This window comes from Leisingera sp. ANG-M7, from assembly GCF_000813965.1.
GTDB lineage: Bacteria > Pseudomonadota > Alphaproteobacteria > Rhodobacterales > Rhodobacteraceae > Leisingera.
The window spans coordinates 223,181-249,248 of sequence record NZ_JWLI01000011.1; the positions used below are offsets into that span (position 1 = coordinate 223,181).

At 57.8% G+C, this 26,068-nt stretch carries 25 protein-coding genes and 1 pseudogene; 19 read left to right on the top strand and 7 right to left on the bottom strand.

Going from position 1 to position 26,068, the window contains the following annotated elements:
* The first annotated feature begins 126 nt into the window (after positions 1-126).
* The gene (locus RA26_RS14375; protein ID WP_039184541.1) at positions 127-888 is read left to right on the top strand and encodes a hypothetical protein; all 762 of its coding nucleotides are present in this window, start codon (positions 127-129) and stop codon (positions 886-888) included.
* 73 nt (positions 889-961) lie between these two features.
* Positions 962-2,188, top strand: coding sequence for a threonine ammonia-lyase IlvA (ilvA, locus tag RA26_RS14380; RefSeq protein WP_039184543.1), 1,227 nt, complete (start codon positions 962-964; stop codon positions 2,186-2,188).
* A 14-nt stretch (positions 2,189-2,202) separates the two neighbouring features.
* Here the strand turns inward: ilvA and RA26_RS14385 are convergent, their stop codons facing one another.
* Positions 2,203-2,526 (bottom strand): Hpt domain-containing protein, encoded by a 324-nt coding sequence (locus RA26_RS14385; RefSeq protein WP_039184544.1) that lies wholly within the window; start codon positions 2,524-2,526, stop codon positions 2,203-2,205.
* Positions 2,527-2,712: 186 nt separating this feature from the next.
* On the opposite strand from RA26_RS14385, the gene RA26_RS14390 reads away from it, so the two are divergent.
* A complete protein-coding gene (locus RA26_RS14390) occupies positions 2,713-3,966 on the top strand; it encodes a PP2C family protein-serine/threonine phosphatase (RefSeq protein ID WP_152612613.1) in 1,254 nt (417 codons plus the stop codon).
* Positions 3,967-4,054: 88 nt separating this feature from the next.
* Here the strand turns inward: RA26_RS14390 and RA26_RS14395 are convergent.
* Positions 4,055-4,486, bottom strand: a pseudogene (locus tag RA26_RS14395) (NUDIX hydrolase); the annotation flags it as partial.
* 77 nt (positions 4,487-4,563) lie between these two features.
* Here RA26_RS14395 and hslO point away from each other — a divergent pair.
* The 8 genes from hslO to RA26_RS14435 all read left to right on the top strand — a co-directional run bounded on the left by hslO (position 4,564) and on the right by RA26_RS14435 (position 13,907).
* A complete protein-coding gene (gene hslO / locus RA26_RS14400; RefSeq protein WP_039184550.1) occupies positions 4,564-5,550 on the top strand; it encodes an Hsp33 family molecular chaperone HslO in 987 nt (328 codons plus the stop codon).
* Positions 5,543-6,160 carry a CoA pyrophosphatase gene (locus tag RA26_RS14405; RefSeq protein WP_082015836.1) on the top strand — a complete coding sequence of 206 codons (618 nt, stop codon included), beginning with the start codon at positions 5,543-5,545 and terminating at the stop codon, positions 6,158-6,160. Before hslO ends, RA26_RS14405 begins: the two co-directional genes overlap by 8 nt.
* Positions 6,151-7,302: a CCA tRNA nucleotidyltransferase gene (locus tag RA26_RS14410; protein ID WP_039184551.1), complete on the top strand. Its 1,152-nt coding sequence runs from the start codon at positions 6,151-6,153 to the stop codon at positions 7,300-7,302. The genes RA26_RS14405 and RA26_RS14410 overlap by 10 nt, the downstream gene beginning before the upstream one ends.
* A 215-nt stretch (positions 7,303-7,517) precedes the next feature.
* Positions 7,518-9,356, top strand: a complete 1,839-nt coding sequence (locus RA26_RS14415) for an ABC transporter ATP-binding protein (RefSeq protein ID WP_039184553.1) — start codon at positions 7,518-7,520, stop codon at positions 9,354-9,356.
* Positions 9,353-11,200, top strand: coding sequence for an ABC transporter ATP-binding protein (locus RA26_RS14420; protein WP_039184557.1), 1,848 nt, complete (start codon positions 9,353-9,355; stop codon positions 11,198-11,200). Before RA26_RS14415 ends, RA26_RS14420 begins: the two co-directional genes overlap by 4 nt.
* A gap of 54 nt (positions 11,201-11,254) precedes the next feature.
* Positions 11,255-12,502: a class I SAM-dependent RNA methyltransferase gene (locus RA26_RS14425; RefSeq protein ID WP_039184558.1), complete on the top strand. Its 1,248-nt coding sequence runs from the start codon at positions 11,255-11,257 to the stop codon at positions 12,500-12,502.
* Between the two features lies 1 nt (position 12,503).
* Positions 12,504-13,313 (top strand): ion transporter, encoded by an 810-nt coding sequence (locus RA26_RS14430; protein WP_039184560.1) that lies wholly within the window; start codon positions 12,504-12,506, stop codon positions 13,311-13,313.
* A 66-nt stretch (positions 13,314-13,379) separates the two neighbouring features.
* Positions 13,380-13,907, top strand: a complete 528-nt coding sequence (locus tag RA26_RS14435; protein WP_039184562.1) for a L,D-transpeptidase family protein — start codon at positions 13,380-13,382, stop codon at positions 13,905-13,907.
* 88 nt (positions 13,908-13,995) lie between these two features.
* On the opposite strand, the gene RA26_RS14440 is transcribed toward RA26_RS14435, so the two are convergent.
* Positions 13,996-14,478 (bottom strand): CAP domain-containing protein, encoded by a 483-nt coding sequence (locus tag RA26_RS14440; protein WP_039184563.1) that lies wholly within the window; start codon positions 14,476-14,478, stop codon positions 13,996-13,998.
* Positions 14,479-14,648: 170 nt separating this feature from the next.
* Between RA26_RS14440 and RA26_RS14445 the strand changes: the two genes are divergently transcribed.
* Positions 14,649-15,266 (top strand): L,D-transpeptidase, encoded by a 618-nt coding sequence (locus tag RA26_RS14445; protein ID WP_039184565.1) that lies wholly within the window; start codon positions 14,649-14,651, stop codon positions 15,264-15,266.
* Between the two features lie 138 nt (positions 15,267-15,404).
* Positions 15,405-15,587 (top strand): hypothetical protein, encoded by a 183-nt coding sequence (locus tag RA26_RS14450; RefSeq protein WP_024092111.1) that lies wholly within the window; start codon positions 15,405-15,407, stop codon positions 15,585-15,587.
* 78 nt (positions 15,588-15,665) lie between these two features.
* Here RA26_RS14450 and RA26_RS14455 read toward each other — a convergent pair whose 3' ends face one another.
* The 3 genes from RA26_RS14455 to RA26_RS14465 all read right to left on the bottom strand — a co-directional run bounded on the left by RA26_RS14455 (position 15,666) and on the right by RA26_RS14465 (position 20,730).
* A complete protein-coding gene (locus RA26_RS14455; protein WP_039184568.1) occupies positions 15,666-18,674 on the bottom strand; it encodes an aminotransferase class III-fold pyridoxal phosphate-dependent enzyme in 3,009 nt (1,002 codons plus the stop codon).
* Positions 18,675-18,744: 70 nt separating this feature from the next.
* Positions 18,745-19,806 carry a ferrochelatase gene (gene hemH / locus RA26_RS14460; protein ID WP_039184570.1) on the bottom strand — a complete coding sequence of 354 codons (1,062 nt, stop codon included), beginning with the start codon at positions 19,804-19,806 and terminating at the stop codon, positions 18,745-18,747.
* A gap of 108 nt (positions 19,807-19,914) precedes the next feature.
* Positions 19,915-20,730, bottom strand: coding sequence for a methyltransferase domain-containing protein (locus RA26_RS14465; RefSeq protein ID WP_039184573.1), 816 nt, complete (start codon positions 20,728-20,730; stop codon positions 19,915-19,917).
* Between the two features lie 13 nt (positions 20,731-20,743).
* On the opposite strand from RA26_RS14465, the gene RA26_RS14470 reads away from it, so the two are divergent.
* The 4 genes from RA26_RS14470 (at position 20,744) to RA26_RS14485 (ending at position 23,098) form a co-directional block, all read left to right on the top strand.
* On the top strand, positions 20,744-21,472 hold the full coding sequence (locus RA26_RS14470; protein WP_039184574.1) for a ComF family protein: 729 nt from the start codon (positions 20,744-20,746) through the stop codon (positions 21,470-21,472).
* Positions 21,473-21,554: 82 nt separating this feature from the next.
* Positions 21,555-21,812 (top strand): glutaredoxin 3, encoded by a 258-nt coding sequence (gene grxC, locus RA26_RS14475; RefSeq protein ID WP_039184577.1) that lies wholly within the window; start codon positions 21,555-21,557, stop codon positions 21,810-21,812.
* Between the two features lie 15 nt (positions 21,813-21,827).
* Positions 21,828-22,658 (top strand): carbon-nitrogen hydrolase family protein, encoded by an 831-nt coding sequence (locus RA26_RS14480; RefSeq protein WP_039184580.1) that lies wholly within the window; start codon positions 21,828-21,830, stop codon positions 22,656-22,658.
* Positions 22,658-23,098: a MarR family winged helix-turn-helix transcriptional regulator gene (locus RA26_RS14485; protein WP_039184582.1), complete on the top strand. Its 441-nt coding sequence runs from the start codon at positions 22,658-22,660 to the stop codon at positions 23,096-23,098. The genes RA26_RS14480 and RA26_RS14485 overlap by 1 nt, the downstream gene beginning before the upstream one ends.
* Positions 23,099-23,403: 305 nt before the next feature.
* Here the strand turns inward: RA26_RS14485 and ubiG are convergent, their stop codons facing one another.
* The gene (gene ubiG, locus RA26_RS14490) at positions 23,404-24,150 is read right to left on the bottom strand and encodes a bifunctional 2-polyprenyl-6-hydroxyphenol methylase/3-demethylubiquinol 3-O-methyltransferase UbiG (protein WP_039184583.1); all 747 of its coding nucleotides are present in this window, start codon (positions 24,148-24,150) and stop codon (positions 23,404-23,406) included.
* 50 nt (positions 24,151-24,200) lie between these two features.
* Here ubiG and pip point away from each other — a divergent pair, with 50 nt between their 5' ends.
* A complete protein-coding gene (gene pip, locus RA26_RS14495) occupies positions 24,201-25,181 on the top strand; it encodes a prolyl aminopeptidase (protein ID WP_039184584.1) in 981 nt (326 codons plus the stop codon).
* Positions 25,178-26,023 carry an ABC transporter substrate-binding protein gene (locus RA26_RS14500; RefSeq protein WP_039184588.1) on the top strand — a complete coding sequence of 282 codons (846 nt, stop codon included), beginning with the start codon at positions 25,178-25,180 and terminating at the stop codon, positions 26,021-26,023. Before pip ends, RA26_RS14500 begins: the two co-directional genes overlap by 4 nt.
* Positions 26,024-26,068: the final 45 nt, after the last annotated feature.

A 26,068-nucleotide genomic window follows, 5' to 3' on the forward strand; every position in this document is an offset into this window, starting at 1 on the left:
TCAGGTCAGAACGCCTGCGGCGTATCGGGTTTTGGTCGGAAGGGCAAGGATTTCCGGGGTTTTCTAATCTGCGGCGCACGCTTAACGTGCGCCGCAGATTAGAAAGATCTTTTGGAGAATACCCCAATGAAGGGCTGGTCGATTTTCTCGCATTCCGTGAGCATGGTGCTACGGAATGTCCAAGCTGCAATCCAGATTTTCCTGGTCCCAACGCTGCTTGTGTTCGCAGTGGTGTTTGCCGTGGTCTATACCGCAATCCAGTCGGGGATGTTGCCGCAGGGGCAGGTCGTCAATGTGGCGCTAGGCAGCGTGCCTGCTGGTTTGCTGCTGCAAATGGCTGCGGTCTGGATCATCGTCATACTGGTCAGCATATGGGGTGTTGTCGCCTGGCACAGGTACGTGCTGCTGGAAGAGATGCCTGAAGGCTGGATTCCCCGGCTCCACACCTCCAATATCCTCATCTACTTTCTGCGAGCGGTCCAGCTTGCCATCGTTTCGGTGATCTCTCTGATCGTGGTCGCCTTCATCGGAAGCGCGTTTGCGGAGGCAGCGGGGTATTTCGGGGTTGCCGTACTGATTGTGCTTTTTATCGGCATCGCCCTGTTTCTGTCGCGGCTTCTGGTCATTCTCCCTGCTGCGGCAGTTGGCAGGCCGTTCGGCCTCAGTGACGCATTGGAGGCGACCAAGGGCGCTGTTCCGGCACTGTTCCTGCTTGGTGTGTGCGTGTTTCTTGCACAGCTCGCGGTGGAGCTTACGCTGTCGGCAGTTTCCGGAATCCCGGTCGTTTCTCTCGTACTGCAATTGGGATTTGCGGTCCTGATGAGCCTTCTGAACGTCAGCATCATGACCACACTTTACGGCCATTACGTCGAAGGCCGCCCGGTCTGATCCTCAGTATTCTTATGTATGCTTTGATGCCCGCCTCTTGCCTTAGTGGCGGGCATACGCCACTGAAGAATGCATGAGCGATTTCAAGACCCAGGCCCGCGCCGCTGAACAGGCGATGCGCGATGTGTTTCCCGCAACGCCGCTGCAACGCAATGTGCATCTTTCCGAACGGTTTGGCGCCGACATCTACCTCAAGCGCGAGGATCTGAGCCCGGTCCGATCCTACAAGATACGCGGTGCGATGAACGCGATGCGCAAGCAGCCGGACCAGGAGCTGTTTGTCTGTGCCTCTGCCGGTAACCATGCACAGGGGGTGGCCTTCATGTGCCGGCACATGGGCAAGCGCGGGGTGATCTTCATGCCGGTCACCACGCCGCAGCAGAAGATCCAGAAGACCCGGATGTTCGGAGGCGACAATATCGAGATCCACCTGGTCGGCGACTATTTTGATGTTTGCCTGACCGCCGCGCAGGAATGGTGCGCGCAGGAGGGCGGGTATTTCCTGTCTCCCTTCGATGATGCTGACGTGATTGAAGGTCAAGCCTCTATCGCGGTGGAGATCGAGGAACAGCTGGGCAAGGTGCCCGATCATGTTCTGCTGCCGGTTGGCGGCGGAGGCATGTCTGCGGGTGTTTACTCGTGGTTTGGCGACGAGGTGCACAGTCTGTTTGTGGAGCCGGACGGCGGTGCCTGCCTTCGTGCGGCGCTGTCGGCAGGCAAACCGGTGCCGCTGGATGCAGTCGATACTTTTGTGGATGGCGCGGCAGTGGGTCGGATTGGCGATTTGCCCTTTGATATCCTGAGAAACGTGCCGCTGCCGGATGTGCTGGCAATCTCTGAGGACCGGATCTGTACGACGATTATCGAGATGCTTAACGTTGAGGGCATTGTTTTGGAGCCGGCGGGAGCGCTGTCGGTTGAGGCGCTGCATGATGTGCGCTCTTGGATCCGCGGTAAAACCGTGGTTTGCGTTACATCCGGCGGCAACTTCGATTTCGAACGGCTACCCGAAGTCAAGGAACGGGCGCAGCGTTATTCAGGGGTGAAGAAATACTTCATTCTTCGACTGCCTCAACGGCCGGGTGCACTGAAGGAATTCCTTGGCATTCTGGGGCCTGAAGATGATATCGCCCGCTTCGAATACATGAAAAAGTCGGCGCGCAATTTCGGTTCAGTACTGATTGGGATTGAAACCAAACGGCCGGAGAATTTTGAGCTGCTGTTTGCGCGTCTTGATGCCGCGGGCATGACCTACACGGATATCACCAGAGACGAGACCTTGGTGCAGTTTGTTATCTGACCCACCGCGAGGATTCAGAATTTTTCGGACAGACCAGTCAGAAAAGCAGACTTGGAAGCTTGAAAATTGGCGATGATGGCGGCGACGTCGACGCCTTTTGCTTCGCCCTGTGCGGACCTTCGCTCGCCATCCAGGCACATTGAGGAAAACTCTTCAAATCCAAGGTTGAGCGCACTGCCTTTCAGGAAGTGCAGGTCCTGCTCAAGCTGGCCGCGATCGCCGCCTTCCAGCTTGCCGATAACTTCTTCGACCTCTTCCAAAAAGATTTCAACAACTTCACCGAAGTCCTCGGCGCCGACTTCTTCACGCAGCTCGGTCACGCGTGGCCAGTCAATCATGTGATACGTCCTTACGATCTTTCGCTGTGTGCACTTCTTAAGTTGATTGCAGTAAAAATATGGTGAAATAAAGGAGGAAGCTCAAATTTTAGGCTTCACCGCCTGTTAAATCTCTGCGCCGATAGTATCACAAGATCTTCTGATTTTGCCATTTGTGAGGTGCCTTCGGTGCTGCCAGAAAGTTCGATGGACGACGAGGACCAGACAGTGGCCGGATCAATTCGCCGTGTGCTGGTTGTGGACGACAGCCGCCTGCAAAGACGCATTCTTGTGGCGTCTCTAAAGAAATGGGGATTCGAGGTCGTTGAAGCCGACAGCGGCGAGGCAGCTATGGCTATCTGCCACAAGGAGATCCCTGATCTAATTCTCAGCGACTGGATGATGCCAGGAATGAACGGGCTGGAGTTTTGCCGTGCGTTCCGAGCCCGCACCAGCGAGGACTATGCGTACTTCATTCTGCTGACATCCAAGAGTGAAAAAAATGAGGTTGCTGAAGGTCTTGATGCAGGCGCTGATGATTTTCTGACGAAGCCGGTCAGCTCTGATGAACTGCGGGCAAGGATCTCCGCCGGTGAGCGGATTTTAAGGATGCAGCGGGAGCTTTCTGAGAAGAACCGCATCGTGTCGGAAACCCTGGGCGAGCTGCAGCGGGTCTATGACGCAATCGACAAAGATCTGATCCAGGCCCGAAAGATCCAGGAATCACTGGTGCCAGAGCTGTCCAAGGAATTCGGTTCCTCAACGGTCAGCCTGCTGCTCAAGCCTTGCGGCCATATCGGCGGGGATCTGGTCGGGATGTTTTCGCCCGGCGTGAATCGAATCGGCTTCTACTCGATCGACGTGTCTGGCCATGGCATCACCTCTGCTATGATGACGGCGCGATTGGGCGGTTACCTGTCTTCCAATTACTTTGACCAAAATGTTGGTATGGAAAAGCGGTTCAACCGCTTTTATGCCCTGCGCCAGCCGGAGGAGGTGGCCAGTCTTCTGAATGCACGCCTGATTGCCGATACCGGGATCGAAGAATATTTTACGATGGCGTATTGCATTGCTGATCTTCGCAGCGGGGTCGTCAAGATGGTGCAGGCGGGCCACCCGCATCCACTGCTGCTGCGCAAATCCGGTGAAATGGAATTCATTGGCAAAGGTGGCGTGCCTGTCGGCCTTGTACCGGACATTGGCTACAGCCAGGAAGAGTTCACGATGGAGCGCGGCGACAGATTGCTGCTGTTTTCTGACGGCTTCACCGAAGCGCGGCTGGAGGACGGGTCCATGCTTGAGCCTGAAGGTCTGATGGACTTGGTGCAGAAATGCGGACCGGAGCAGAACGGCAAGGAGTTCCTTGACGACCTTTATTGGCATCTGACCCAGATGATGAGCAAGGAACATGGGCTGGAAGATGACGTCTCCGCCACCTTGTTTGAATACCAAGGCCCTTAGGCGCGATTTATTACCGCCGAATGTTGACGTCCCGGCCGCGGCTGGGATTTTGCGTTGAAGACTGCAGCCGCCCCGCCCGCAGGCGGACTGCCAACTGAGCGGCAAAGTAGCGGTCCCCGGCATTACCTAGTTTTGTGGCAGCTTCTGCAGGGTCTATCCAGAGCGCTTCATGCCCTTGCTCCGCCGGCGGGCCGATCCTGCGTAGAGGCCGGGCCACATAAATGTGGCACAATTTCTCAGCCCAAAGATCGTATTCGGGCATATAGGCAAAGCGCCTGAAGGCTCCCAGTTTCCGCAGGTCGTGAATTTTCCAGCCTGTTTCTTCATAGACCTCGCGATGCAGGGCGGGGATCGGCGACTCGCCAGGGTCGATGCCGCCTCCGGGCAGTTGCAGATCCGGATGGGGATCATACTGGCAGGTGATCAATAGTTTTCCGTCGCGGGGCAGCAGCGCGTACGCGCCCGGGCGCATCTGGTAGCGGCGGCCCTTCTGCGGTGCGTCGCCAAAACGTCTGATCAAGGGCTGGCCCCTTCACTCTGGTGTCGTTTCTCCTATATAGCCCCGGTATGCCAATCCCCGGCGCGTAAGGAAACCCCATGACTCTTGGTTCGAAAATCGCGTGGGACGACACCGTCCTGCCATTCCAGCTTGATGCATCCGACATGCGCGGCCGCGTGGCGCGGCTTGACGGTGTTCTGGAAGGTATCCTGAAGCAGCACGACTACCCGCCCGTGGTCGAAGCGCTTGTTGCAGAGATGGCGCTTTTGACGGCATTGATCGGTCAGACGATTTCCCTGCGTTGGAAGTTGTCGCTGCAGGTACAGTCCAAAGGGGCAGTGCGGATGATCGCAACTGACTACTATGCGCCGCAAAAGGAAGGTGAGATCGGTCGGATCCGCGCCTATGCCAGCTTTGACCGTGACAGGCTGACGGACAGCAATCCACTTGAACAGGTGGGCGAAGGCTATTTCGCTATTCTGATCGATCAGGGCAATGGCACCCAGCCTTATCAGGGCATCACGCCGCTGTCCGGCGGATCTCTGAGTGCCTGTGCCGAGGCATATTTTGCACAGTCAGAACAGCTGCCGACCATGTTCAAGCTCAGCTTTGGAAAGTCGGCGGAACCGGGCGTAGCTGAGCATTGGCGCGCCGGCGGTGTTATGCTGCAGAGCATGCCCAAGGCGTCTCCCTTTGCAGCGCAGGGCGAAGGTTCCGGCGAGGTTCTTCAAGCAATCGACCTGGTTTCCGGGGACGAGGAAGAGAATTGGAACCGTGCCACAACGCTGCTGAGTACGGTGGAAGAACTTGAGCTGATCGGCCCGTCAGTAACCCCTACTGACTTGTTGATCCGATTGTTTCACGAGGAACAACCGCGGGTCTATGACACCCAGCCGGTGCGTTTTGGCTGCACCTGTTCTGAGGAGCGGGTACGGCAAAGCCTGTCTATATACTCGGCGAAGGACATCGAGAAGATGACCACGGATGATGGTCGGGTAACTGCCGACTGTCAGTTCTGCGGCGCGCATTACGATCTGGATCCAGCAAGTGTTGGATTTGAAGCGGAAAAACCACCAAGTGAGTGACCCTGCCCAGGATCTGATTTACCAGATTGCCGCTGCTTTGAATGGACAGGGCGGCGGCTCGTCTGATTTTGACCTGAACCCTGAAACTGTACTGCAGGAAGGGCGCAAGCTGCGCCCGGCTGGTGTGCTGGTACCGGTCACTATTGCTTCAGGCTCGCCGCGGCTAATCCTGACGAAACGCTCCTCAGCGCTAAAGCATCATCCGGGTCAGATTGCCTTTCCCGGCGGTAAGGTGGATGCGGGCGACAAGGACGCCTGCAGTGCTGCGCTGCGGGAGGCTTGGGAAGAGATTGGCCTGCCGCAAGACCTTCCTCAGGTCATTGGCTGTTTGCCAGAGCATGAAACCGTGACCGGTTTTTCCGTGACGCCTGTGGTTGCCTTGATCCGGGACTGGTTTGAGGAGCACCCTGAAACCGGCGAAGTGGCAGAGGTGTTTTCGGTTCCTCTGGAACATATCCTGGAACCGGATAACTACATTATCGAATCCCGCCGCTGGCGCGGGACCCGACGCCGCTATTATACCGTTCCATATGGGCCATATTACATTTGGGGGGCCACCGCACGTATGCTGCGCGGCTTCGCGGCCCGAATGGAGGGGGAATGCGGCTAGATCAGCCATGGCTGAAGAACCCGGCAACGCAGGCGGTGTGCCAGGCCGTCGCGGCCGATGGCGCGCAGGTGCTGTTTGTTGGCGGCTGTGTGCGCAATGCGCTGCTGGGTGAACCGGTTTCCGATATGGACCTTGCCACTGACGCGCGGCCGGAGCAGGTGATGGAGTCTGCCGCCCGGGCTGGGATAAAGGCAGTGCCGACTGGAATAGACCATGGCACGGTAACACTGGTCCGGAACGGTATCCCGCATGAGATCACCACCTTCCGCAAGGATGTGTCCACTGATGGTCGCCGGGCTGTGGTGGCGTTTTCGAACGACATTGCCGAGGATGCCCGCCGTCGCGACTTCACAATGAATGCGATCTATGCACGCCCGGATGGTGAAGTCGTGGATCCGCTGGGCGGTTTGGCGGATCTCACTAAGCGCCGGGTGCGGTTTATCGGGAAGGCGGAAAACCGGATCCGGGAGGATTACCTGCGCAGCCTTCGGTACTTCCGTTTTCACGCCTGGTTCGGCGACCAGGCAGAGGGGTTTGACGCGGATGCGCTGGCGGCGATCGCGGCCAATCTGGACGGGCTGGCCGCCTTGTCCAGGGAGCGGGTTGGTGCTGAATTGCTAAAGCTTCTGGCAGCACCCGACCCGGCGCCGTCGGTTGCGGCTATGCGGCAGTCTGGCGTCCTGGCTAACGTTTTACCCGGGGCAGATGACCGCGCTTTGGCGCCGCTGATCTATCTTGAGGCTGGGAAAAAGCCTTCTGGTATCCGCCGCCTGGCAGCGCTGGGCGGGGAAGACCTGCAGGAGGCATTGCGGCTGAGCAAATCCCAAGCCTCATACTTGGCAGCAATCCGGGAGGCTGCCACTAGTACCGCTGGCGCTAGTGAGCTCGGATACCGGATGGGCGTGGAAAAGGCACGGGATTCGCTGCTGCTTCGCGCTGCATTGCTGGAACAACCTCTTTGTTCTCAGTTAGAGACGAATATTGCACTGGGCGCAGGTGCGGCGTTCCCGGTAAAGGCGCGTGACCTTCTGCCGGACCTGAAAGGGCCGGAACTGGGTGCAGCCTTAAGGGAACTCGAGGCGGATTGGATTGCTTCGGGCTTTCGCCTCAGCAGGGAACAGTTGCTGAAATCCGTCCGCTGACAAGAAGTGTCAGCAGCGTCACAACCTTGGGGGGGTGACAAAACGGAAAATCTTGCGTACCCATAAGGCAGCCACCACATGACGGAGGAATGCTGATGTATTACGGGATCTGGTTTCTATAACGCCTGAGACCTTGCCCCGTGCGACGTGGGAGCCTTGGGCGGCCCGCTGTCTTCATCTGTATTCCGATATGCTCGAACCTCTGGAGCACCCGCATGTTTCGCTTTTTCGAAAACCTTATTGACCCTTATTGCGCCTACCCGGAAACCAACACTCCGCCGACGCGGCTGTGGCCCTTCCTGCGCGAGTATTCCAAACCTTTCAAAAAGATCTTTGTGCTGACCGCGCTGATGTCGGTGATTGTCGCAGCGATTGAAGTCGGTTTGATTTACTACATGGGTCGGGTGGTGGACATCATGTCCGGCACACCTGAGCAGGTCTGGGAGGACTACGGGATCGAACTGATTCTGGTCGCCCTGTTCATCTTGCTGCTGCGGCCGCTGATCCAGTTTTTGGATGTTGTGCTTCTGAACAACGCCATTCTGCCAAATTATGGAACCTTGATCCGCTGGAGAGCGCACAAGCATGTGCTGCGACAGTCTGTGGGATGGTTCGAGAACGATTTTGCCGGCCGGATTGCCAACCGGATCATGCAGACACCACCAGCTGCGGGAGAGGTGATCTTTCAGGTTTTTGACGCGATCACATTTTCACTGGCCTACCTGGTAGGCGCGGCGGTGTTGCTGTGGGTTGCAGACATTCGGCTGATGCTCCCGCTGGCAGTGTGGTTTATGCTGTATGCGATGCTGGTGATGTGGACCGTCAAAAGGGTCGGGCCGGCCAGCCAAGCATCGTCTGATGCGCGTTCTACAGTGACAGGGCGGGTGGTTGACAGCTATTCCAACATTCACTCGGTCAAGATGTTTGCCCACCATGACCGGGAGTTGACCTATGCCAAGGATGCGATCGAAAACACCCGTAAGACGTTCCAGACGGAGATGCGAATCTTCACAGTCATGGATGCCACACTGGTCACGCTGAATGGGCTTTTGATTGTTGGTGTGGTGGGTTGGGCGGTGATGCTGTGGATGCAAGGCTCCGCCTCGGTAGGGCTGGTCGCCGCAGCGACCGCCCTGACCTTGCGTTTGAATGCAATGACCGGCTGGATCATGTGGGCGCTGACGTCCTTCTTCCGGCAGCTGGGTGTTGTCGCCGAGGGGATGGAGACCATTGCCCAGCCGATTGACCTGGTGGATGCGGCCAATGCGGAACCTTTGCAGTTGACGAAGGGAGAAATCGAACTGCGCAGTCTGTCGCACCACTACGGACGCGAAGGCGGCGGGCTGGACAAGATCAGCCTGACCATCCGGCCCGGTGAAAAAATCGGTTTGATCGGGCGCTCGGGTGCTGGCAAGTCGACATTGGTGAAATTGCTCTTGAGGTTCTATGACGCTGAGCGCGGACAGATCCTGATCGATGGTCAGGATATCCGTTGTGTCACTCAGGATAGCTTGCGCAGCCGTATTGGTATGGTGCAGCAAGATAGTGCGCTGATGCACCGGTCGGTACGGGACAACCTGCTGTATGGACGTCCTGACGCGAGTGAGGATCAGATGATTGCGGCGGCCAAGCAGGCGCAGGCGCATGAATTCATTCTGGATCTGGAGGATCCGCAGGGGCGCCAGGGGTATGACGCCCATGTAGGGGAGCGCGGCGTGAAACTTTCAGGCGGGCAGCGCCAGCGAGTGACCTTGGCGCGGGTGATCTTGAAGGACGCGCCTATCCTGGTTCTGGATGAAGCGACATCTGCGCTGGATTCCGAAGTTGAGGCGGCCATCCAGGAGACCCTCTACGGCATGATGCAAGGCAAGACGGTGATCGCCATTGCACATAGGCTGTCCACCATCGCGCAGATGGACCGTATCTTGGTGATGGATCAGGGCCGTATAGTTGAAGAGGGAACGCATGAAGCGCTATTGCAGGCACAAGGGCTTTATGCGCAGCTCTGGGCGCGCCAGTCTGGCGGCTTCCTGAATATCGAGGCAGCAGAATGAACATTGGCAACCTGATCGATGCTTTCCGCCCCGCCGACGGGCCGCCGCCGCTCAGGCTGGGGGCCTTCCTGCGCTGGTGCCTGTCAGGCGCTTGGCCGATGCTGTTTCTGGCTGCTGGGTTTTCGGCACTGGCCGGCGGAATGGAGGCTGGAACGGCCTTTATCCTGGGTATGGTTATCGACACGGCAATTGCCAGCGGGCCGCAGCAGTTTTTCTCCGCCGGGAATGTTGCCGTTATTACCTTGGCTCTGGGCTTCTTCCTGTTTGTGCGCCCGGTGCTGTTTGGCCTGTCGGCTGCATCCAACGCAATCATTGTGCAACCGAATGTGAACCCTTTGGTTCTATCGCGTCTGAACCGATGGACACTTGGACAGTCTGTGCGGTTCTTTGACGATGATTTTGTTGGACGTATCGCTCAGAAGCAGATGCAGACAGCAACTGCTGTCACATCGGTCGCGACAGAAATGATCAATGTAGTTGCTTTTGCGCTGGCTTCTCTGGCCGGGTCTTTGGCCTTGCTAGGCTCTATTGACTGGCGCGTCACAGGTGTGTTTCTGGCTTGGCTTGTCGCCTATTTTGCGCTGATCCGCTGGTTCTTGCCGCGCATCCGCAAACGGTCCGGCGCACGGGCCGGGGCGCGGGCGATGGTCACCGGCCAAGTCGTCGACTCGATCACCAACATCAAAACGGTGAAGCTGTTTGCCCATGCTGACCATGAGGAGCGTACCGCCCAGGATGCTATGGTGCGTTTTCGCGATAAGTCACTGCATTTCGGCTACCTCTCCGCCAGCTTCCGTTTCTCTCTGATGTGCCTGGCGGGTGTTTTGCCAGTGCTGCTGATCGGCGCGACGCTGTTTCTTTGGCAGTCAGGGACAGCAACGGAAGGTGACATCGTAGCCGCCGGTGCGGTTTCGATCCGCATCGCCCAGATGACAGGCTGGGTCAGTTTCACACTGATGGCGATTTACTCCAACGTTGGTGAAATCGAAAACGGCATGAAGACCTTATCTGTCCGTGACAGGGTGGAAGACGTGCCAGGTGCAAAACCGCTGGTGGTCGGCGACGGTGGAATTGTCTTTGATCAGGTGGAGTTCGCCTACGGACGCGATGTCGGCGGGGTACAGGGGATCGACCTGACCATTTACCCAGGCGAAAAGCTGGGTATTGTCGGCGCCTCTGGAGCGGGAAAGTCGACGCTCGTTTCGCTCTTACTCAGGCTCTATGATGAAGAAAAAGGCCGCATATTGATTGATGGGCAGGAGATTTCTGCGGTCACACAGAATTCTTTGCGCAGCCAGATCGGCATGGTCACGCAGGAGACTGCCATGTTCAATCGGTCTGCGCGGGACAACATCCTGTACGGCCGGCCGGACGCCTCAGAGGCCGATATGATTGCCGCGGCCAGGAAAGCTGAGGCGCATGAGTTCATCACTGAACTGGAAGACGGCCAGGGGCGCACAGGCTATGATGCACACCTTGGCGAACGTGGTGTGAAACTTTCTGGTGGACAGCGTCAGCGGATAGCCTTGGCCCGTGCGATTCTGAAGGATGCACCAATTCTGGTACTGGATGAGGCGACCTCGGCACTGGATTCTGAGGTTGAAGCATCGATCCAGGCTGCATTGCACCGAGTGATGGAAGGCAAAACGGTTCTCGCCATTGCGCACCGTCTTTCGACGCTGAGCGAAATGGACCGGATTGTCGTGATGGAGAAAGGCAGGATCGCAGAAGCCGGCAGCCATCAGGAGCTGCTGGCGAAAGGCGGTCTGTATGCTTCCTTCTGGGCGCGTCAATCCGGCGGCTTTATCTGCACGGATGATGAACAAACAGCTGCAGCTGAGTAATCATTCTGGCGCATTTTGCTTTTGCTGGCAGGATTGCCGGGGTAATGAGCGCCCATGACTGACGCAGCCAGAACCACAGCAACGATCAGCCGGCTGGGCCATCAAGGCGATGGCGTGGCCGACGGTCCCTTGTTCGCCCCACGGACCCTCCCGGGAGAGCTTGTCACCGGTGTAGCGGAGGGCAGCCGCCTGACACAGGTCCGAATTGAAACTCCGTCTGAACACCGGGTGCAGCCGCCCTGCCGCCACTACAAGGCTTGCGGCGGATGTCAGCTTCAGCACGCCAGCGACGCCTTTGTGGCAAAATGGAAAACGGACGTGGTCTGCAATGCTCTGACCGCGCAAGGCCTGGAAACGGAGTTCCGTCCGATTCTGACCTCGCCGCCCCAGTCCCGCCGCCGCGCGACGCTGGCAGTGCGGCGCACCAAGAAGGGGGCCATGGCCGGTTTTCACGGTCAGGCATCTGATGTGATCACCGAGATTCCGGATTGCCAGCTATTGGATCCAGAACTGCTGGCAGCTATTCCGGTGGCGGAGGCATTGGCGTTGGCAGGTGCCAGCCGGAAAGCGCCGCTGGCAGTTACAGTGACCGCTTCGGATGCCGGCCTTGATATCCTGGTCCGCAACGGCAAACCGCTTGATGGCCCCCTGCGGATCGAACTTGCACAGCTTGCCGAGAAACACGGGATTGCGCGGCTGACTTGGGAGGACGAGCCCGTTGCGATGGAGCAGCCGCCTGTGCAGCCCTTTGGCACTGCGCAAGTTTGCCCGCCCCCTGGCGCCTTCTTGCAGGCTACCCGTGAAGGCGAGGCCGCTTTGCTGGCTGCGGTTCAGGATATCATCAAGGGCGCCAAGCGGATCGTGGACCTGTTTGCTGGTTGTGGCACCTTCTCGTTGCCACTGGCACAAGCGGCGGAAGTGCATGCGGTTGAAGGCGAGCGGGAGATGGTCAGGGCACTGGATGCAGGCTGGCGCAAGGCAAAGGGGCTGAAAAAGGTCACCATCGAAGCCCGTGATCTGTTTCGCAATCCCTTGCTGTCAGAGGACCTCAATCCTTTTGGCGCCGCCTTTGAAGCCGCCGTGATCGATCCGCCGAGAGCCGGAGCAGAGGCACAGGTGGCGCAGTTGGCCAAAGCTCGGACACCGGTGATCGCCTATGTGTCTTGCAATCCAGTCAGCTTTGCCCGGGATGCAAAGGCGTTAGTCGAGGCTGGCTACTCTCTGGACTGGGTTCAGGTTGTTGACCAGTTTCGCTGGTCAGCCCATACCGAGCTAGCTGCAAAATTCGCCCTGAAAGACTAAGATGACGGATATTCAAGTGATGACACCGACCCGCCGCATGGAAGCCATTCTGGATAGCAGCCGTTTTGGCCGCTTCATCACTGCCGTTATATTGATCAATGCGGTTACCTTGGGCCTTGAGACGTCCCCGTCCGTGATGGCTAAGTTGGGCGGGCTTATCCACTTGATCGACAAAATCTGCTTGTCGATCTTCGTTGTTGAGATCCTGGCCAAGCTGCTGGTGCGGCGGCTGCGGTTTTTTCTGAGCGGTTGGAACGTTTTTGATTTTGTGATTGTTGGCATCGCTCTTGCACCCGGTACGCAGGGCCTGTCGGTCCTTCGAGCGCTGCGGATCCTGCGGGTGTTGCGGGTAATCTCTGTTGCACCGCGGCTGCGCCGGGTCGTCGAGGGATTTATCACCGCACTGCCCGGGATGGGCTCGGTGTTTCTGCTGATGGCGATTATCTTTTACATCGGCTCTGTTATCTCAACAAAGCTGTTCGGTCAGGATTTTCCGGAATGGTTCGGAAATCTCGGCCTCAGCGCCTATTCGTTGTTCCAGATCATGACACTGGAAAGCTGGTCGATGGGAATCGTGCGTCCGGTGATGGAAGTTCATCCGCATGCTTGGGCATTCTTTGTGCCGTTCATCATGGTCACGACATTTGCAGTGGTGAACCTTCTGGTCGGCCTGATTGTGAACTCGATGCAGGACGCCCACGGTGAAGAAGAAGGTGAGCGCACAGATGCTTACCGGGATGAGGTGCTGAGCCGGCTGGAAGCAATTGAGCAAAAGCTATCCAATCAGCCGGTTCAGGACAGGAAATTGTGAATTTCCTTAACAGCATTTTCGCGTTAAAGCCTGAATAGAGGCACAAGAAAAATACAGGCTGGGACAATGAACAGAAGGGCATTTGGCATTAGTGCGGCCGTGAGCCTTGCGCTGGCCGGTTGCAGCACCACCGGCAGCACAGTAAGCAGGTTCAAATCTTACGATGGTCCGCAGGTCACTTCGATCGTGATCAATAAAGGCGCGCGTAAGCTGTACCTGATGCACAACGATGAAATCTTGCGAGAATACAAGGTGGATCTGGGATTTGCCCCGCTCGGACCCAAACGGTTTGAGGGTGATGGCAAAACACCTGAAGGCACTTATTTGATCAATCGGCGCAATCCGAACAGCCGTTACCATCTGTCGGTAGGCATTTCGTATCCAAACAATCAGGATCGCGCCCTTGCGCAGGCCAACGGTAAGCGGCCAGGCGGGGAAATCTTCATCCACGGTCAGCCAAACAACCCCAAGGAGCGCAAGCGCGCAGCCCGGGTTGATGACTGGACAGCCGGCTGTATCGCTGTCACCAACGAGGAAATCGAAGAGATTTATGCGATGGTGCAGGACGGCACAACTATCGCACTGCGGCCCTGATTTACGGAAACTGCCAAAACAAAAAGGTCCGGCGCGTCAGCGTCGGACCTTTTTTGTTTGGAACCGTTTCAATTCTAAGCGCAGTGGGTTAGCTGCCCATCACCAGCGTCCACCAGATCTTGCCGTTCGGTTCCTGGAACCAGGAAAAGCCCATGTTTTTAGCCTTGGGATCCAGAACCACAGCACGGGTGGCTGGTTTTTCCAGCCAGGCAGTCAAGGTTTGCTGCTCATTCTCGTAGGTTTCAGAGATGTTTTCACCCAGCAATGTGCCAGCGTAACCTGCACGTGCGACCCGGTCCAACGGCGACGACCCATCAGACCCGAAATGCCAGGGCCGGTTCTGCACAGACATATCGCGAGAGTGAGTCGCAGCAGCAGCGGTAAGCTCGGCGTTCAGCTGAACCGTCTGCGCACCGGCAGCCTGGCGCAGCGCATTGATCGAGTCGAGCATTCGCAGCTGCACCTTGTCTGCGTTCCTTATGCGGTAGGACCCGCCGGATTCTGATGACGGTGTGCAGGCCGCCGCCAGAGTTAGAATTGCAGCAGCCATCAGCAGAAAAACGCGATTCATAATGCTCTCTCGCTCTATCAGTCGCTGATGCATTTATCCTTCCTGTGGCAGCTGTGCAAACGGGCCGGCAAAATTATGCAGACTTGGCCGCCGGATTGATTTGCGACTGCGGCTTTCCGGCCATAAAATGCTGCAATCTAGGATACTGAAAGCGCAAGTTGGAAGATGTGATGTCCCGAAAACCATTTGAAATCTTCAGCCGGAGGCGGTTCCTTGCCGGAAGTGCTGCCTTGATCTCCTCTTCGGCGCTGGCGCAAGAGGACCCTGATAACGTTGAGCAGGCTTATGATCCCTTGCGGCCGCCGCCAGAGCCGGAACCGCCGGTACAGCGTAACATTTCTGCTTTCCGGGCAAAATCCTGGCGGCCATATTTCGACAATTTGCGCAGTGGAGCGATTCTAGTCGATATCGACAGTCGGGCGCTGCACTACTGGTCCGCGGACGAAAACACTTACAAGCTGTTCCCGTCATCGGTTCCGCTTTCAGACGATCTGACACGCCGCGGCCGCACCCAGGTTGTGCGCAAGGTGGAGGGACCAAGCTGGGCGCCAACACCCAATATGCGGAAGCGAAACCCGGAATGGCCTGCCTATATTCCGCCGGGCCCGGATAATCCGCTGGGTACCCATGCGCTGTACCTGGGGTGGAAGTATTACCGGATCCACGGAACCCACGATACGCGCAAGATAGGACGCAAGTCGTCGAACGGTTGCATCGGGCTTTACAATGAGCATATAGCCGAGCTGTTCAGCCTGGCAAAAGTCGGCACCCAGGTGTTGCTTATTTGACGACACGCGGCGGGGCGCTAAGCTGTTAACTATAACAAGCAATTGCAATCCCGCGTTTTTGCTGGTTAGAAAAAAATACGAGGTAAGTCTTGGGTGCGCGGTTCAGATGTTTGATCCGCGCAAATTCTGGAGGTTAACATGAAAAAACTCGTTATCGCTGCTGCGCTGACCGCTGCTGCTTCCACCGCCACTGCTGGCAACCTGTCCGAGCCGGTTGTTGAACCGCCGGTCATCGTGGAAGAAGCACAGGGTTCTTCCAGCGGCATCCTGCTGCCGCTGCTGCTGCTGGTTCTGGTTGGCGCAGCTGTTGCATCGAACTAATTTCGATACACGGTTACTGAAAAGGCGGTGGTTTTCCACCGCCTTTTTTGTTGCCTAATAGAATTGAAGGAGGGACTGTCAGGCCGCCTCCACCTCCTGCAGAATGCTATCCAAGGTTTTGACGATCATGTCAGTGTCGCTAGACTCTATGGTCAGTGGCGGCCGAATTTTCAGGATATTGTCCTTGGAGCCTTCGCTTCCAATCAGGATCCGGTAATCCCGCATCCGGTTTTTGACATAGGAACAGATCTCTGTGGCTTGGGAGCCGTCCGGGTTGATCAGCTCTAGCCCAAGGAACAGCCCCATACCGCGGACGTCGCCGACGCAGGCATATTTCTGTTCCAGAGTTTTCAGGCCTTCAATCAGTTGCTCGCCCAGTAAACGGGCGTTTTCCTGCAGGCCCTCGTCATCCACGATATCCAGAACCTCTTTTCCAATCCGGCAAGAGAGTGTCGAGCCGCCGAAGGTGGAAAAGAACTCAATCCCGTTGTCGAAGCTTTCTGCAATTGCCTTGGTCGTCACAAGAACGCCTAACGGATGGCCGTTGCCGATTGGCTTGCCCAGAACGACAATGTCCGGCAGGGCGCCTTGATGCTCGAAACCGAAATAGCAGTCGCCAAGCCGCCCCAGTCCGGTCTGCACTTCATCTGCAATGCAGACACCGCCCGCATTGCGGATTTTTTCATAAACCGTGGGCAAATACCCTTTGGGCGGAATGATTTGCCCGCCAACTGACGGAAAGGTTTCCGCGATGAAACCGGCCACACCGTGACCCTTTTCCTGAAGGCGATCGACCGCTGCGTCTACAAGGCCTGCGTATTTTTGTGCCCGGTCCGGATCATCTCGGCGGAAAGAGCCGCGGTAATCATCGGCAACTTCAATTAGCTCCACCCAGTCAGCCTGCCCGATCCCGCCGGGTTTGTTGAATTTGTAGGCAGAGATGCTGATCGCACCGGTGGTGTTGCCGTGATAGCCGTGATCTGGCGTCACCATGCCTTTGGCGCCGGTGTGCGCCCGCGCGAGGCGCAAGGCCAGTTCGTTTGCCTCTGTCCCCGAGTTGACAAAGAAGCAGACCTCGAAATGATCGGGCATCTTGGACAGTACTTTGTCGGCAAAGGCGGTTTGTGCCGGATGCAGGTAACGGGTGTTGGAGTTCATCCGTTTCAACTGATCCGCAGCAACGGCTTGGATGCGCGGGTGGGCGTGTCCCACATGCGGCACGTTGTTGTAGGCATCCAGATACGGCCGCCCCCATTCGTCAAACAGGTGGTGCTTCCAGCCGCGCACCAGCATCACCGGGTCGGTGTAAGTCAGGCTCAGGTTGCCACCGAAATGCGCGCGGCGTCCTGCCAAAACGCTGTCCTTGCTGGTCGGCTTATAAAGGACCTTCTCTTTCGGCAGATTGAGCAACGCCGCAGGGTTAGGGCACAGTGCGCGCCATAGATACATCTCGTCCGGATCGCCGACGCCAGGCCAGTCGGCTTCAATCCCATCGGTGGTCAGCGCCAGCTGGAAATGAACATGCGGTGCCCATCCGCCATTTTGGCTGGCATCTCCAAGACGGCAGAATTCTTCTCCCTTTTCGACAGTATCACCCGGTTTCAAGCGGTCCAGAAACTCAGGATCCAGATGGCCGTATAAAGTGAAGAAGGAATCGCCCCCGGGTGTTTCATGACGCAGGATGATCACCCCGCCGTAGTCCAGATGCCCGCTACGGTATTCAGCGACAACCACTTCACCTCGCAGCGGTGCAAACATCGCAGTCCCGGCCCGCGCGAAAGCATCGACTGCCAGATGAACCGTGCGTCTGTTGCTGGCTTTCCATGGCCCCCTGCTGAAGGCTGCATCCGTGTAAATCAGCCTGGGCTCATGGTAATAGCCCAGCCAGATCCGGCCGCGGTCTTCGAACTCGGCGCCGACCTGGGCTGCCTCTTCCTGAGGCATGTGGAAGGGATTCTGCGGCCAAGTTGATTGTTCCACCGACAGCGATCCCATCGGAGCTTCTGCCAGGTCTTCTCCCAAGAGGGGGGCGAAATTGCCGCGTTCCTGTTCAATCCATGCCATGATTCGGTCTGCTCCATCGACCACGGGCAAGCCGCAGGCCGCGCGCAGCCGGGCATTCAGCAACCCGCCATGCAGCGCATTGCCCTCAAGGAACCGCCAGGCTGGCGCTTGTGAGACTGTTACATAGGGATCGTCCGGATTCTCCGCGGCCATGAGTGTGGAGTTCACCACACTCACTGCAAGCCGCATCCGCAGAAGCGGCCAGACCATGTCCAATTCGACGGCGGTCAGCGGGCAGGCCTCATGATACCCTGTAACCAGCGATGCAAGGGCTGCTTCCGGTGCCGGGTGATCCAGAACGATGTAGGCTGCGGCAATTGCTAGATCGCAAACGCGAGGTGCCGCGCACATGTCGCCTAGGTCGATCAGCCCGGATACATGCCGAGGTGCGTTCAATTCACCAGCCACCATGATGTTGTAATCATTCGCATCGTTGTGGATGGCTTGTTTGGGGAGCTTCGCCAATACAGGCTCTAACTTGGCAAACTCCGTAGAAATGTCGTCCAGGATGGCGAGGCGCTCTGGGGGTGTGATGCATGAAAGCTCTTCAGTGATCCATCCCGCCCGCATAAGGTCCCATTTGAAATCGCGTTCAAGACCTTCGTGGCGGAAGTCTGCCAGCGCCTTGGCCGCACCGCCCAAGACCCTGCCGACCTCTTGGATCAGCGCATCGCTTTTCGGCTCTGCTTTGGCATAACAACGCCCCGGCAATTGGTTCAGGAGCCAAACCAGCCGGTACTGGCCGCTTTCATCCGGCAGGGTCAGAAGTGACTGTCCGGATGGCGATGCAATGACCCGCGGGCAGGGCAGGTCAGGCTGGCGTTCCGCGATATGCTCGAAGGCCTTCACTTGCATGTCGACCAGCCATTCGTCGCAACCGGGACGCATAGCTTTCAGGATATAACCTTGGCCGTTCTGTCCTTTGGCCAGGAAATTCAGGTCGTACTCGCCGTCCAGGCGGGTCAGTTCCGCCTCAATGCCCCAATGCTCCCGAAGGGCTTTGGTCCAGTGCGCAAGCGTCATCCAATATCTCCCCGTTTTCCGGCTGGTCCGGAAATTGAATATTGGATACTTTTTGGACTGAGGGGGCCGGTTAGTCCAGCCAGCCTTTCAGGTTTTCCCCGATGACACCGGCTAGTGCCGCTACGTGATCGTCATCGTCATTGAGGCACGGAATATAGAGGAAGTCTTCGCCGCCGGCGTGCTCAAAGCTCTCGCGGATCTCTTCGTTGATCTCTTCGAGAGTTTCGATGCAGTCGGCGGAGAAAGCCGGCGCAATCACCGCGATGTTCTTCTTTCCTTCCTTGGCCAGTGTGGCGACATGGTCCACCGTATAGGGTTTCAGCCACTCCTCAGGTCCGAAGACCGACTGGAAAGTGGTGGTGATCCGGGTGTCGTCCCATCCCAGCCGCTCCTTCAGCAACCGAGTCGTTTTCTGGCACTGGCAGTGATACGGGTCCCCCTGCATCAGATACCGCATTGGCATTCCGTGATAGGAAACCACCAGAATATCCGGGCGTTTCTCTGCTTTAGAATAGGCTTCTTCTACAGAGCGTGCCAAGGCGTCGATATAGGCGGGTTGATCGAAATAAGGTGCGATTGTGCGCGCGGCAGGCTGCCAAGGCTCCTCCATTAGTGCACGGAAAAACTGGTCGTTTGCGGTGCCCGATGTTGCGCCTGCGTACTGCGGATAGAGCGGGACAAACAGGATCTTCTGGCAGCCTGCTTCAACCATCTGCCGGACCTTGGACTTGGTGGAGGGGTTGCCGTAGCGCATGCAAAAATCGACCATAACCTGATCGCCGTAACGCGCCTTCATCACCTCTGCTATCTTGGTGGTCTGTTCCTTGGTAATGGTCATTAGCGGGCTTTCGCCCTTGTCGTGATTCCAGATCGATTTGTAGGCGGCTCCTGAAGAGAACGGGCGTTTCGTCAGGATGATCAGTTGCAAAAGCGGCTGCCATTTCCAGGACGGATAGTCGATGACCCGCTTGTCGGAGAGGAACTCACTCAGATACCGGCGCATCGGCCAGTAGGAATAGTCATCCGGGGTGCCGAGGTTGGCCAGCAGGATGCCGACCTTTTCCGCTGGGATCTTAGGATGATCGGCTGGGGCGTGGGCAGGGCATTGGGCGGTCCGGGCGGCGTCCAGCATGGGCAGGTCCTGTGCGGCTGAGATTTTTGTTGGCGGATAATTACTGTGTTTACGTGCGGAAGGCCAATTGGATCACATTGGCGCAGCAATAGCTAAAACTAATCAAGGTCACAGCTTTGATTCGGGCACCTTGAGCGCGTCGGCCAAACGCATCTGAGCTGAACCAGGGCGCAACGGCTTCTGCTGGCTGTCCGATGGCGACCAGCCAGTCAGACAGACCAGTTCGAACGTCGCGGGCAAGCGGCCCTTGGTGTTGGCGAAATGCTCCCGGTAGATGTGATCGGCCAAATGAAAGAGACCGCGCGGCGCCGGGCGTCTCAGGCGCTGGGCAAGAGCGTTGGTTTCACCCATGCCTCGCAGGTCATGGATCAGGTGGGTCAGGTCGCGGTACTCGGCAGTAAGAGGTACAAGGTCAGCAACCGGCAGGGCAAAGCCTGCACGTTGCAGCAGACCGCCCAGATCACGGATTTCCCCCATCGGCGCTATGCGCGGTGACAGGCCGCCCAACACAATAGTCTCGGCTTCGGCCATGGCAGCGCGCAGTTCGTGCAGGGTCTGGCCGCCCAGCAGGATGACCAGCAGCAGCCCGTCCTCCTTCAAGGCGCGGCGGCATTGGATCAATTGTCCGACCGGATCGTTCGCCCAGTGCAGGCACATGGCGTGGATCACCACATCGTGCGCGCCGGCTTCCAAATCCAGCATATCCTCATCCGCGACGACTTTCGCCTCAGGTTCAAACCCCTCCCAGACCTCGGGAAATGGGCAGACAACAGCGGGGGCTGTAAAGGTTCTGTTAACCAAACTCAGGCGATCCTCAGCCTCGTCCCGTGCCATGTGGTGCAGGAACAGTGCATCCTGTTTCCGACGTGAACGATGGGTTTCAAGGGCGCGGCGGTCGAAAAGCTGCATGGGTGCTTGTGTCATGGGGGCTATTTAGATGCTGACAGCCCGGATTCAAACTGCTGTTTCACTAATTTATCCACCCCAGTGCCCGGGCTGCGGCGGGCTGATTGGCAGTGACTTCGGACTGTGTGCAGCTTGCTGGGCTGACATGCATTTCATCAGTGGAACAGTTTGCGAAGGCTGCGGTGCTCCGCTGCCAGGTGAAGCGGACGGGTTCCGTTTGGAATGCGACAGTTGCCTGCGCCATCCAAGACCCTGGAGCCAGGGGCGGTCTGCACTTCTTTACGAGGGGCAGGGGCGCAAACTGGTGCTGGCCCTGAAGCATGGCGACCGCACGGAAATTGCCGGCCCGGCAGCAAATTGGCTGCGGAGGGCAGCAGAACCTTTGCTGGATGGCGATCCGCTGATTTGCCCGGTGCCGCTGCATTGGACGAGGCTGCTGAAGCGAAAGTACAATCAATCCGCATTGCTGGCGGCTGCCTTGGCCAAACGTGGTGGATGGGAGCATTGTCCTGATCTGCTTAGGCGTGAGCGGCGAACAGCCTCTCTGGAGGGGAGAACCCGGGAGCAGCGTTACCGGCTTTTGGGTTCATCCATTGGTGTTCGGCAAAACAGAAAAAACAGGATCAAGGGACGGGCTGTGCTGATCGTTGACGATGTAATGACCTCAGGCGCTACCCTCTGTGCCTGCACCGATGCCTGCTTGCAGGCGGGCGCGGACGAAGTGCGTGTGGCAGTACTGGCCCGGGTCACGCAGGCGTGAGGCTTGCCTGGTGCCACTGGCAATTGTTGCAATGAATGCCCAATTCCTCCACAACCTTCGAAACCTGAACATGGGGTCCTGAATGAAACCGGTTGAAATTTACACCTCGCCTCTGTGCGGCTTCTGTCATGCAGCCAAGCGGCTGCTGAACCAGAAAGGTGTCAGCTTTTCGGAAATCAATGTGCTGGCACAGCCGGAGCGCAAGGCTGAAATGATTCAGCGCGCCAATGGCGGCCGCACCGTGCCGCAGATTTTCATCGGCGAAACCCACGTCGGCGGTTGTGACGATTTGTATGCGCTTGAGCAAGCGGGGAAACTGGACCCGCTGCTGGCGGCCTGAACCCGGAGAACAGACATGCGTGCAGCTCTGCTTCAGATGACCTCTACTGATGTTCCGGCTGAAAACCTGGAAACGGTAAAGACGATGATGGCAGAGGCTGTACGCGGTGGAGCAGGTTTTGTTCTGACGCCGGAAGTCACCAATTGCCTGTCAGGCAGCCGGACACATCAGAACAGCGTGCTGTGCCACGAGGAGGGCGACCCGACTCTGGCGGCCCTGCAGGAAGAGACTGCCAGGCACGGCGTCTGGCTTCTGCTGGGGTCATTGGGTATCAAAACCCATGACGGCGACGGCCGTTTTGCCAACCGCCAGTTCCTGATCTCGCCTGACGGTGAAATCAAAGCGCGTTATGACAAGATCCACATGTTCGACGTGGAAGTCACGCCGGAGGAGACTTACCGGGAATCCGATGGCTACCGCCCCGGTACAAAGGCCGTGATGGCCGAAACACCGTTTGCGAAGATCGGGATGTCCATCTGCTACGATGTTCGCTTTCCGCGTTTGCACCGGACGCTTGCCAAGAGCGGCGCGCAGATCATCACTGTTCCGGCGGCGTTCTCCTATGTGACAGGCGCCGCACACTGGCATTCCTTGCTGCGCGCCCGAGCCATCGAAACCGGCTGTTTCGTGCTGGCGCCTGCGCAAACCGGCAAACATCCGGCGACCCGCGGTCCCAGTCGTCAGACCTATGGCCATTCCTTGGCTGTTGCTCCATGGGGCGAGGTGCTGGCGGATGCAGGGCAGGAACCTGGCGTGACTTACGTTGATCTCGACATGGAAAAAGTGGCAGAAGCACGCAAGCGCGTGCCTTCCCTGACCCACGACCGGGAGTTTGACGGACCCTGATGGACGAGACCCATTCTCTGGCAGTATCGCTGTTCAGCGAAATTCTGATGGCTGACCAGCTTGCCCGGTCACGCCTCGGCAAAGTGCTGCCCAAGGGAATGGAGCTGTCGCATTTTTCAGTGCTGAACCATCTTGCACGCGCAGGGCTTGAGCGGTCTCCAGCGCAGCTCGCCAAGGCATTCCATGTTACGCGCGGTGCGATGACCAACACGCTGAACAAGCTGGAAGTGGCAGGCTACATACATGTCCGCCCCGACTGGGATGACGCCCGGCGCAAGATGGTGGCCATCAGCCCTGCAGGAAAACAAGCCCGTGACGCTGCACTGGCAGGAATTATTCCCGTGATTTCTGAAGTTGTGGGGGAACTGGGCAGTGACCGTGTCCGGGCAACATTGCCGATCCTGAGAGAGCTGCGCGGAAAGCTTGAAGAGAGCGGCTGAAAATTCGGCGCCATATAGGTTGTTGATTTAATGTATGAAAAAGACGCCTGCAAGCAGGCGCCTTTTTCCCCATCAGTCCCCATCAGTCCGTGAGTGGCGGTTCTGGTTACCTTTGGGTGGACCCACCAACGTTAAAGCGGCAAGCAATCACTCGGTTCAAGAGCTTGCGCCCCAGCAACGAGGCGGAAATATTCCATTTCCGCAATTTGACGATAGCAAGCGCCAGTCAGCGTCTAAAGTGCTCATAAGGATTACCACCTATCCATTTGGATAGACGCTGCAGGAAATGGCTGGCGAAGAGGCTGTTAGCCAGGCTTCACGCTGGCGGTCACATAGTTGACAGACAGATCCCGTTCCGAGATCGACCAGTTCCAGGTGATTGGGTTGAACACGAAACCTTTGCGGTCCACTGGTTTCAGTCCGGCTTGCCGCAGCAATTCGAACAGTTCGTCTGGGGTGATGAATTTCGACCATTCATGGGTGCCTCGCGGCAGCCAGCGCATTATCACTTCTGCCCCGACAATTGCCATTGCAAAGCTCTTGGGGTTGCGGTTGATGGTTGAGCAGATTTCCAGGCCCCCGGGTTTCAGTAACTGCTGGGTTGCCGTCAGGTAGCTGAGCGGATCAGCAACATGCTCCACAACTTCCATATTCAGCACAACGTCGAACTGCTCGCCAGCATCGGCCAACGCTTCCGCGGTGGTGTGGCGGTAATCGATTTCCAGTTCGGATTGTTCGGCGTGAATGCGGGCAACCGGCAGGTTGCCTTCAGCAGCATCGGCACCAACCACTGTCGCGCCCAACCGTGCCATCGGTTCGCTCAGCAATCCGCCGCCGCAGCCGATGTCCAGCAGCCGCAGCCCTTCGAAAGGGTGCTGTGACGTCAGGTCGCGTCCAAACTCACCGGAGATCTGGCTTGTGATATAGTCCAGGCGGCACGGGTTCAGCATATGCAGGGGCTTGAACTTGCCGTTCGGGTCCCACCACTCTGCCGCCATCGCTTCGAATTTGGCGATTTCCGCAGGGTCGACCGTGGATTGAGGCGCTTGCATTCCTGTCTCCGTGTGCTCTTTTGTAGTCTGACGTTTCACTAAGGTCAGTAATGGATAGATACCCGGACCAAAAGCGCGCTGTGCATTATCTTTACCCGCCGGTCGAACCATTTGACCAGCGCATGATCGACGCAGGCCAAGGCCACCGAATTTACGCGGAGCAAAGCGGCAATCCGAATGGTATTCCGGTAATCGTCTGCCATGGCGGCCCCGGCGGGGGCAGCAGTCCGGCGATGCGGCGCTATTTTGATCCGCATGTCTACCGAATCGTCCTGTTCGACCAGCGTGGATGCGGGCGGTCCCGCCCGTATGCCTCATGTGAGAATAACACCACCTGGCACCTTGTCGCTGATATGGAGTTGATTCGAACACAGCTCGGCATCCAGTCTTGGATTTTGTTTGGCGGCAGCTGGGGGGCAACTCTTGCGCTGATTTATGCTCAGACTCACCCGGACCGGGTGCAGCAGATCATCCTGCGTGGAGTCTTCCTGATGACCAAGGCGGAGCTGGACTGGTTCTATGGCGGCGGTGCAGGGAAGTTTTGGCCGGAGACCTGGGCAAAGTTTGTCTCTTTGATTCCGGATGCGGAGCGAAGCGATATGATAGCCGCATATAAAAAGCGGCTGTTTTCGGGCAACCTGGAAGAAGAGGTGCGATACGGCCGGGCCTGGTCTGCCTGGGAAAACGCGCTGGCTTCCGTCCATTCGAATGGCCAAAGCGGTGAAAGCCCTGGGGATTATGCACGTGCCTTTGCGCGGTTGGAAAACCACTACTTCAGTAATGGCGGGTTCCTTGACTACGATGGTCAGATACTTGCCAATATGGGCCGGATTTCGCATGTGCCCGGTGTAATCGTGCAGGGCCGCTACGACATGATCTGCCCGCCATCCTCCGCTTGGCGCCTGAATGAGCTGTGGCCAAATGCGGAGTTGAAGATGGTGCGTAACGCCGGCCATGCTTTGTCGGAACCGGGAATCAGTGCAGAGCTGGTCCGGGCAATGGACCGGATCGCAGGAGAGCTTGTGCCATGACGCGCATCGACCGCCGCGCGCTGTTCACCTCAGGTGCTGCTGCTGCTTTGCTGGCGGCGGCGGGCGGTTCGGTGAACGCATCACCCAAGGCTGGCGGCGTGCTGCGCCTGGCAGTGCCGCGTGAAGCTGGGATGCTGGAGCAGGCCGCCCGCGGCGCAGTTTATGACACGCTGACGGAAATTGCGCCTGACGGTCTGCTGCGCGGTGAACTTGCAAACAATTGGCAGTCCGCACCGGATGCGCGCGCTTGGACCTTTGATTTGCGCGACGGCGTAACTTTTCACGATGGCGCTCAGTTAACTTCGGAGGATGCAGCGGCCTCTTTGAATGCGCTGGGCGTGACCGGGGCTGATCTTCGGGCCGCCACCGCGTTGCACAGCCATCAGCTGCTGCTCGAACTGGAAGCGCCGAATCCTCATCTGCCGTATTTGCTGGCCGGAGCGGACCATCTGATCGCCCCGCGGGGTGAACTGTCAGCCCCTCTTGCAAAGGCGGTTGGAACAGGCTGCTATCGCGTTGAGCGTGCTCAGGAGGACCGTCACTTCCGCGCATCGAAGGTGGCAGGGCATTACAAGGCGGGTACAGCGGGTTGGGCCGAGACGATGGAAATCATTGTGATTCCGGATGCCTCAGTCCGGGCTGAGGCACTGCGCGACGGCTATGTTGATGTGGCCGCGCTGCCTGACCCCCGCGGCCTGCTGAAGCGAGGTGAATTCCTGTATCACCCGTCGTCCAAAGAGATGGCGCTGGCCGCCCGCCACGATGTCGGCATACCGCGCAAGGTAGGCCAGCGTGCACCGCTGGACGACGGCCGTATCGCGGAACGGTGGTGGCGGCTGTAAGGCTGTCCGGAGACTCGTCACAACACAAGCCTTGCAGTTTCCCCC